Here is a 7205-nt window from a genome sequence, read left to right as displayed (position 1 = left end):
GTGTTGCCGGGGCGCGGGCCCTCGCGCAGCCGTCTGTCCAGGTAGTTCACGAAGTAGGTCATGGGGATGGTCAGCGCGAGGTAGCAGATGCCCGCGGCGATCAGGGGTGAGGAGTTGTAGGTGCGGGCGACTTCCTCCTGGGCGATGAAGTACAGCTCGCGCTGCCCGACGGCGAGGCCGAGGAGGTAGACCAGTGAGCTTTCCTTGATGTCCTTGACGAACTGGCCGGTCATGGCGGGCAGTACGCGGCGGATGCCCTGCGGCACCACTACCAGGCGCATCGCTTGGAGATAGCTCAGGCCGAGGCTGCGGGCCGCCTGCAACTGTCCGGTGTCGACGCTCTGGATGCCGGAGCGGAAGATCTCGGCGGTGTAGGCGCCGGAGATCATGCCGATCGCCAGGACCGCGTAGCCGAAGGGGTCGGTGCCGAAGGGGCGTATGCCGGCGGCGGGCAGACCCACGCCGACCAGCATCACCGTGATGATCACCGGAAGGCCGCGGAAGACGTCGACGTAGAGCCGGGCGGGAAGCCGCACCCACCACCGGTTCGACAGCAGCAGCATCGCGGCCACAAGAGCGATCACGACTCCGAGCACGATGGCCCCTGCGGCGATCGTCAACGTGTTCAGCAGGCCCTCGGAGATCAACCGCGGAAACGTCCGGGCGATCAGGCCCCAGTCGAAGAACGTGTCGGCCAGAGCATTCGAAGCCAAAGAGAGAGGGGACGAGAGGGTCATCACGACTCCTGACCAGGCGCGAAGGAGGAAACGGAGGCGTGGAACTCCGAGCGGACCGCCCCATCGCTGTCATCGACAGTGCGAAACTCAGGTATTCGCGGCACAGCAGCGCCGAGAACAGCCGGCTCGCCTCGCTGACGGCGATACCGAAGCCGACGATGAGGATGGTGGCCGGCGGCGGAAAGGTCACGAAGTTCCCGGAACGCGGTGTGCAGGGCTCCCGACTGGGGCTCAGTCGGCTGTGACGGGGCGGGTGTGGAACTCAAGGTGACCTCCTCGTGTGGTGGGAGAGGGAGCGCCCGGCCGTCTTGCGGAGCACCGTGCCAGGGCGGTGCGTCGTGAAGACGCCGTCACGCAGTACGGGGAGGCCGTTGACGAGGACGTGACGAGTGCCCACGGCATAAGACAGCGGCGCGTCAAAGGTGGCGGTGTCGCTGACCGTCTTGGGATCGAAGACGGCGAGGTCGGCGGCCACGCCTTCGCTCAGGATGCCTCGGTCGGTGAGGCCGAGGCGAGAGGCGGGCAGCGCGCTCATCTTGCGGACGGACTCCTGGAGCGTGAGGACCTGGCCGTCGCGGGTGTACCGGGACAGGACCCGGGCGAACGCACCGAAGTGACGGGGGTGGGGGTTGCCGTCGGTGGCGGTGTCCAGTACCCAGCCGTCACTGACGACCGCGCTGCCGTGGTGGCGCAGCACTGTTTCCACATCCGCCTCGGACATCGCATGGTTGACGATCCAGACCTGGGCCTCGTGCGCGCGCAGTACGTCGAGGGATGCCTCGGCGGGATCGCGGCCAGTGGCGGCGGCGATGTCCTGGATCGTGCTTCCCACCCACGAGCAGTAGCGGCCCGGCGGCATCGCGGCGATGACGGTGCCTTCGGGAAGGAAGGTGTGTCCGGTCTTCGCCCGGAGTTCCGAAGCGATCGCCTCGCGGGTCTTCGGGTTCTCCAGTCGGGCGAGGAGCGCGTCGAGACCGCCGTCCAGCGCCCAGTCGGGAAGGCGCGAGGTGAGCCGGGTGGAGGAGGCGGCGTAGGGGTAGACATCGCACGCCACGTCCACTCCTTCCGCGACAGCGGAGTCGATGAGGGCCAGCGCCTCGTGCACCTTGCCGTGGTTGGCGGGGCCCAGGGCCTTGAGGTGCGAGATCTGAAGGCGCACGCCGCTGCGTCGGGCGGTTTCCAGAGCTTCGGTCACGGCCTCGACGAGATGGTCGCCCTCGTCGCGTACATGGGTGCTGTAGAGCAGTCCGGCCTGCCGCGCCTCGGTGGCCAGCGCCACGACCTCGTCGGTGTCGGCGAACGACCCGGGAGCGTAGATGAGTCCGGTGGACAGACCGAACACCCCCTGTTCGGCAGCCCTGGCGAGGAGCTTGCGCATGAGGGCGGTCTCGTCGGCTGTCGCGGGGCGCCGTTCGGTGCCGACAGTGGCCACGCGGAGGGCCGCGTGGCCGACGAGGGCGGCGAGATTGACGCACGGTTCGGCCTCCTCCACCGCGCGTGCGAATCCGTCGAAGTCCTCCCAGGGCATGTCGGCGGTGCTGAGGCCGCCGCGTGCGAGCGTGGTGTCCCACGCATGTCGCCGCTCGGGAGTGATGGGGAAGGGGGAAGCGCCGCAGTTGCCCGTGACGATGGTGGTGACGCCCTGTCTGATGCACGCTTCGGCGCTGGGCGTGTCGCACACGGTGTAGTCGGCGTGCGAGTGCAGGTCGACAAAGCCGGGCGCGACGACGTGGCCGGTGCAGTCGAGTACCTCCCGTGCGGTGGCGTGAGGCGTGGCCCGTCCGAGGAAGACGATGCGGTCGCCCCGGATGCCGACATCGGCCCGTCGGACCGGGCCCCCGGTGCCGTCGATGACGGTGCCGCCGACGGCGAGTACATCGAATTCGTTCAACTTTCTTCCTTCGCAGTGGAGTTCGGTTCGGTACCTGGCAATGCAGGCGGTCAGGTGAGCCGTAGGAGGATGAGGGCGTACATGACCGCTGCCGGGATGAGGAGCGTCCAGCCCACCGAGAGCAGCGTCCTCAGCCGGGTGCCTTCGGCACAGCCCGAGGGCGCCCATCATGTTCGCGTTGGGGTAGGGGCCGTAGGTGTCGGCCTTCGATCCCTGTGGGCCGGGGTGCTGTCCACGTCACTGAAGAGGAGTGCGTCTGCCTGGTCGACGCCGCTTTCCGCCAGGATCTCGACGAGGGTCTGTTCCGGGCGGACCGCGGCGAACCGTATGTCCGATTCGCGCGTGGTGAAGCCGTGTACGGCGGGCCGGGCGAGACTGTTGTACGACCAGGGGGAGGAGAAGTAGTAGCCGCCGGTGTCCAACAGCACCACGACGTCCCCAGGTGCCAGTTCGGGCAGCTTGCGTCCGCGGGCTACGAGGTCTCCGGCGAAACAGCACGGGCCCGCGACATCCTGGACCCGCTCCGGAGCATGCTTGGGCCTGCCGTCGGAGTCGTACACGGCGATCCGCAGCGGCCACGCCTCCGGCATGAAGACGGTACGGGTGGCGATGTGCGCGCCCGCGTGTGTCAGCGCGATGCGGCGGCCGCCGGTGTCCTTGGTGTACTCCACGACCGCGGCCGTGAAGCCGTTCTTGGCGACCAGCGAACGACCGAACTCTGTTACCAGGTCGTAGCGCCCGCCGAGGAGTTCGGGAACGGAGGCGCGCAGCTCCCGGACGTAATCCGCGTAGGTCGGGCGGATCTCGTCGTCGTCAAAGTTGACCGGCAGGCCGCCGCCGATATCCAGGCTGGTCACCTGCTGCCGGCCCGCCATCGCGTTGATCTCCTCGGCGAGTTCGTACGCGGCGCGCACTCCCTGGCCGATGAGTTCCAGGGAGCAGCCTTGCGAACCGACGTGCACGTGCAGCCGAGTGAGCCAGGGCCGCTCGGCGAAAGCCTTGAGGATGCGCTTCCGTGCTCCGGCATCTCGCATTGGCACGCCGAACTTCGAGCCGAGCGAGGCGGTGCTCATCGCGTCGATGGCTCCGGCGCCGACCTGTGGGTTGATCCGCAGCCCGAGCACCGAGGTGCTCTCGCGCACAGCGAGTAGTGAGCCGATGCGGTCCAACTCGGGAAAGTTGTCGGCGTTCACCGCCACTCCCAAGGCGAGCGCGTGGACCAGATCGGCACGGGTCTTCGCGGGTGAGTCCAGCACGATGCGTTCCGGCGGGAAGCCGGCAGCGACGGCCTGGGCGAACTCGCCCGGGCTGGCGACCTCGCACCCCATGCCGGACCGGGCGAGCAGTCGCAGCACGGGGACCAAAGGCGCGGCCTTGGCGGCGAACGTGTGCAGCACTGGTGCGTCGCCAAAGGCTCGTTGGAGGTCGCGCACGGACTCCTGGATCCCGTCGGCGTCCAGGAACCCCGCCGCCACATGGGCGGGGCCGATCAGACCGGACCGCACCGCCTCGCGGACAGCTCGGTCACGCTGATGTCGACCGCCTTCACTGTCTTGATCGACTTGCGCAATCCTCACGATCTCGGACCTCCTCGGTGCCCCAAGAGTGTTCGGGCCACCAGAATCGGCGGGCTTCGTGGAACGACTACCGAAACGCAGCATTCCGTCACGACAGGCGAACGGGAGGCCTATACGCAGCTCGTACACCGTGATAAGTAGAGGCATGTCGCACGATTCCGTCGATGAGAAGGACTTGGAGCTGATCCATGCGCTCCAGCTCTCCCCGCGCGCCTCCTGGGCTCAGATGGCCGGGGCGCTCGCGCTCGACCCGGTGACTGTGGCACGCCGTTGGGAGCGGCTGGCCGAGGAGGGACTGGCGTGGGTCACTTGTGTGGCCGGCACGGCCCTGCACAGTGAGTTCTGCATGGTGTATATCGAGATCGATTGCATTCCCGGCCGGCTGGACCACATTGCCACCGCGTTGAGTACCGAGCCCCACGTGCGCTACGTCCACCACCTCACAGGCCTGTACGGGCTGCTGGTCGTGGCGACGTTGCGCACATCCGCGGAGGTGTCGGCGTTCCTGCGCGGCACGGTAGGGCAGCTGTCCGGTGTCCGGGCGTACCGAGCGGAGATACGGACCGTGGGCTACGGCGAGCCGAGCCGATGGCGTCTGCGCAGCCTCGAACGGTCACAGCGACACGCATTGGAACCGGCCGGCGCACCGTCCACGACGGTGGGAGGTGCCCGGATGGACGCTGTGGACCGGAAACTGTTCCGGCTGCTGCACGAGGACGGCCGCATGTCCTACACCGCGATCGCCGACCGCGCCGGGATCAGCGAGCCCACCGCGCGCCGCCGCGTCAAGCGCCTGCTGACCAGCCGGTTGCTCCGGCTGCGCTGCGAGATGGCACAGTCCCTGTCGGGCTGGCCGCACTCGGCCGTACTGTGGGCGAGCGTGGCACCGCAGCACATGGAGTCCACGGCACGCTCGCTTACGGCGCTCCCTGACGTACGCCTGTGCTGCGCCCTTACGGGAGAGCGGAACCTCCTGCTGATGGTCTGGCTACGATCGCTCGGGAATCTGCCGCAGCTGGAGGCGACGATCACAGAGCGCTCTCGAAATCTCTCCATCGTGGACCGGGCCGCCTGCCTGCACACCGTGAATCAGATGGGTCGACTGCTCGACAGCGAGGGGCGCAGCGTCGGGTATGCGGCGCCCAATGTGGGGGACTTCCTGGACGCCTGAGATGGTGGCAAGCCATCCACTCCACCACCCACCGGTGGATCCGGGCGTACGTCCAGCAGTCCGAGGCATCGAGTTTCTCGTCTCCGACCGCGCTCGACGTACGTAACAGCACCCCCGCGCACGCCTTGGAGGTTCTGACGGGGGCGGGGCCCTTCGGGGCCTTGGAGTCACGCACAGGGACACCCGCGGGGTGGCCGTCGCTGACTTCGAGGCATCCGCCGCCCGAGCCTCCGCTGTAGGTGCTCTTGCGCCATGCCTGGAGGGTGGACGCGTCGGGGATGACGTGCTCGGCGTTCCTTGTGAGTAATTCGGTCTCGGGCAGGTACTCGGGGTCGGTGTCCACGACGAACGAGCAGGAGTACCGCCCTGCGGCGTCCTTGATCACGGTCACCGTGGAGGGCACGGACGGAGGCTGCCGGGACCACTTCACCCGCACGTCGCCGATCTTCGGCAGGCGCAGGTCCCGGCCGGGGGTGATCGACCAGCGTGCGTTCGCGGTGAAGCGGACGGCGTGCTGGTTGTCCTTGCGGGACTTGAACCGGGGCTCTGCGATCTTCCCTCCCCTGCGGGTGCCCTTGAGGGAGGCAAAGAAGGCCGAGTTCCGCGGCCGGCACAAGTACAACCTCATGGACGAGAACCTCCGCGCCTTCGCCGCGGCCGTCCCGCAGATCAACCAGTGGGACGACCACGAGGTCCTCAACAACTGGTATCCGGGCGAAGTGCTCACCGACAACCGCTACACCGAGCAGCGCGTGGACGTCCTCGCCGGGACCGCGCCGTTCGCGACACGGGACGGCGCTCTGCCTGGCACGGTTTTCGCTCGGGCGGTGCCGGCATCCGCCGCGTACAACGCCCGTGGCCTGCCGGGGGTTCGGGGCTCCGTCACAGACCGGAAGACTGCTGACGTACCGCGGCGTGCGCTGCCACGCGGCGAGTGTTGTGCGGGCGACACGGGTCATTGACGCCCCGACCGTGTGACCCGCCCGTCCCGCATCTCGATCGACCGGTCCGCGAAGTGCCGTACGATTGCTCGATCGTGACAGATGAACAGGTACGCCAGTCCCAGCTCGTCCTGGAGGTCGGCGAGCAGGTTGAGGACCCCGGCGCGGACGGACGGGTCCAGGGCCGAGACCGGTTCGTCGAGGACGAGGAGACGGGGCTCGGACGCCAACGCGCGGGCGATTCCGGCGCGTTGGCACTGGCCGCCGGAGAGTTCGTGCGGGAAGCGGTCGCCGTACGCCGGGTCCAGGCCGACCCGGTCGAGCAGCTCGGCCACCCGTGATGGGCCCCGCGCGTCCCAGCGGCCCTGGACCCTCAGCGGTTCCGCCACCGCGTCGCGGACACGGTGACGAGGGCTGAGGGAGCCGTACGGGTCCTGGAAGACCGGCTGCATACGAGGACGCACCGGGCGGAGTTCGCGTTCGGTCAGGCGCGTCAACTCACGGCCCTCGAAGCGCACTTCACCCGCGTCCGGGCGGCGCAGTTGCAGGACCGCCGTGACCGTGGACGACTTTCCGCAGCCCGAGGGGCCGTTCAGTGCGAGGGTCTCGCCCGCGTCCAGGGTGAACGAGACGTGGTCCACGGCGGTGACCGGGCCGTAGCGGACCACCAGGTCACGGACCTCCAGGAGGGGGTGGCTCGGGCTCATGCTCGCTGCTCCAGGAACAACTCGGTGGCCGGGTGGGGGACCTCGTCCCAGCGGTGACAGGAGACCTCGTGGCCGTCGCCCGCCGGCCACGGCTGCGGCTCCTCACGGTGGCAGCGGCCCTCCGCGAGCGGGCAGCGCGGTGCGAAGGCGCAGCCGGGCGGCAGGGCGGTGGGGGCCGGAG

Annotated in this window: 7 protein-coding genes and 2 pseudogenes; 3 read left to right on the top strand and 6 right to left on the bottom strand. The window is 68.8% G+C overall.

The features are described 5' to 3' along the window. A partial coding sequence (locus tag FNH08_RS39945) for an amino acid ABC transporter permease (protein WP_228034643.1) occupies positions 1-713 on the bottom strand: 713 nt, incomplete at its 3' end. A 62-nt stretch (positions 714-775) separates the two neighbouring features. Between FNH08_RS39945 and FNH08_RS51205 the strand changes: the two genes are divergently transcribed. Further along, on the top strand, positions 776-982 hold the full coding sequence (locus FNH08_RS51205) for a hypothetical protein (protein WP_194238787.1): 207 nt from the start codon (positions 776-778) through the stop codon (positions 980-982). A gap of 17 nt (positions 983-999) precedes the next feature. On the opposite strand, the gene FNH08_RS39935 is transcribed toward FNH08_RS51205, so the two are convergent. Together FNH08_RS39935 and FNH08_RS39925 are read right to left on the bottom strand one after the other, a co-directional pair. After that, positions 1000-2628, bottom strand: coding sequence for an N-acyl-D-amino-acid deacylase family protein (locus tag FNH08_RS39935; protein ID WP_152776417.1), 1629 nt, complete (start codon positions 2626-2628; stop codon positions 1000-1002). A gap of 167 nt (positions 2629-2795) precedes the next feature. Beyond that, on the bottom strand, positions 2796-4205 hold the full coding sequence (locus FNH08_RS39925; RefSeq protein WP_322726231.1) for a type III PLP-dependent enzyme domain-containing protein: 1410 nt from the start codon (positions 4203-4205) through the stop codon (positions 2796-2798). 145 nt (positions 4206-4350) lie between these two features. On the opposite strand from FNH08_RS39925, the gene FNH08_RS54220 reads away from it, so the two are divergent. Continuing rightward, positions 4351-5376: an Lrp/AsnC family transcriptional regulator gene (locus FNH08_RS54220; protein ID WP_152776416.1), complete on the top strand. Its 1026-nt coding sequence runs from the start codon at positions 4351-4353 to the stop codon at positions 5374-5376. A 133-nt stretch (positions 5377-5509) separates the two neighbouring features. Here FNH08_RS54220 and FNH08_RS54215 read toward each other — a convergent pair. Beyond that, positions 5510-6004, bottom strand: a pseudogene (locus tag FNH08_RS54215) (DUF397 domain-containing protein); the annotation flags it as partial. On the opposite strand from FNH08_RS54215, the pseudogene FNH08_RS39910 reads away from it, so the two are divergent. Further along, positions 5970-6152: pseudogene (locus FNH08_RS39910) on the top strand (alkaline phosphatase D family protein); the annotation flags it as partial. The pseudogenes FNH08_RS54215 and FNH08_RS39910 sit on opposite strands and share 35 nt — an antisense overlap. 179 nt (positions 6153-6331) lie before the next feature. Here the strand turns inward: FNH08_RS39910 and FNH08_RS39905 are convergent. After that, entirely contained in the window at positions 6332-7024 is a 693-nt protein-coding gene (locus FNH08_RS39905; protein ID WP_152776415.1) for an ATP-binding cassette domain-containing protein, read from the bottom strand. Next, positions 7021-7205: oligopeptide/dipeptide ABC transporter ATP-binding protein (locus tag FNH08_RS39900; RefSeq protein ID WP_322726230.1), on the bottom strand; the 185-nt coding region annotated here is incomplete at its 5' end. The genes FNH08_RS39900 and FNH08_RS39905, both read right to left, overlap by 4 nt.

The organism is Streptomyces spongiae (genome assembly GCF_009377185.1).
GTDB lineage: Bacteria > Actinomycetota > Actinomycetes > Streptomycetales > Streptomycetaceae > Streptomyces > Streptomyces spongiae.
This window is presented reverse-complemented; position numbering and strand designations above follow the sequence as displayed.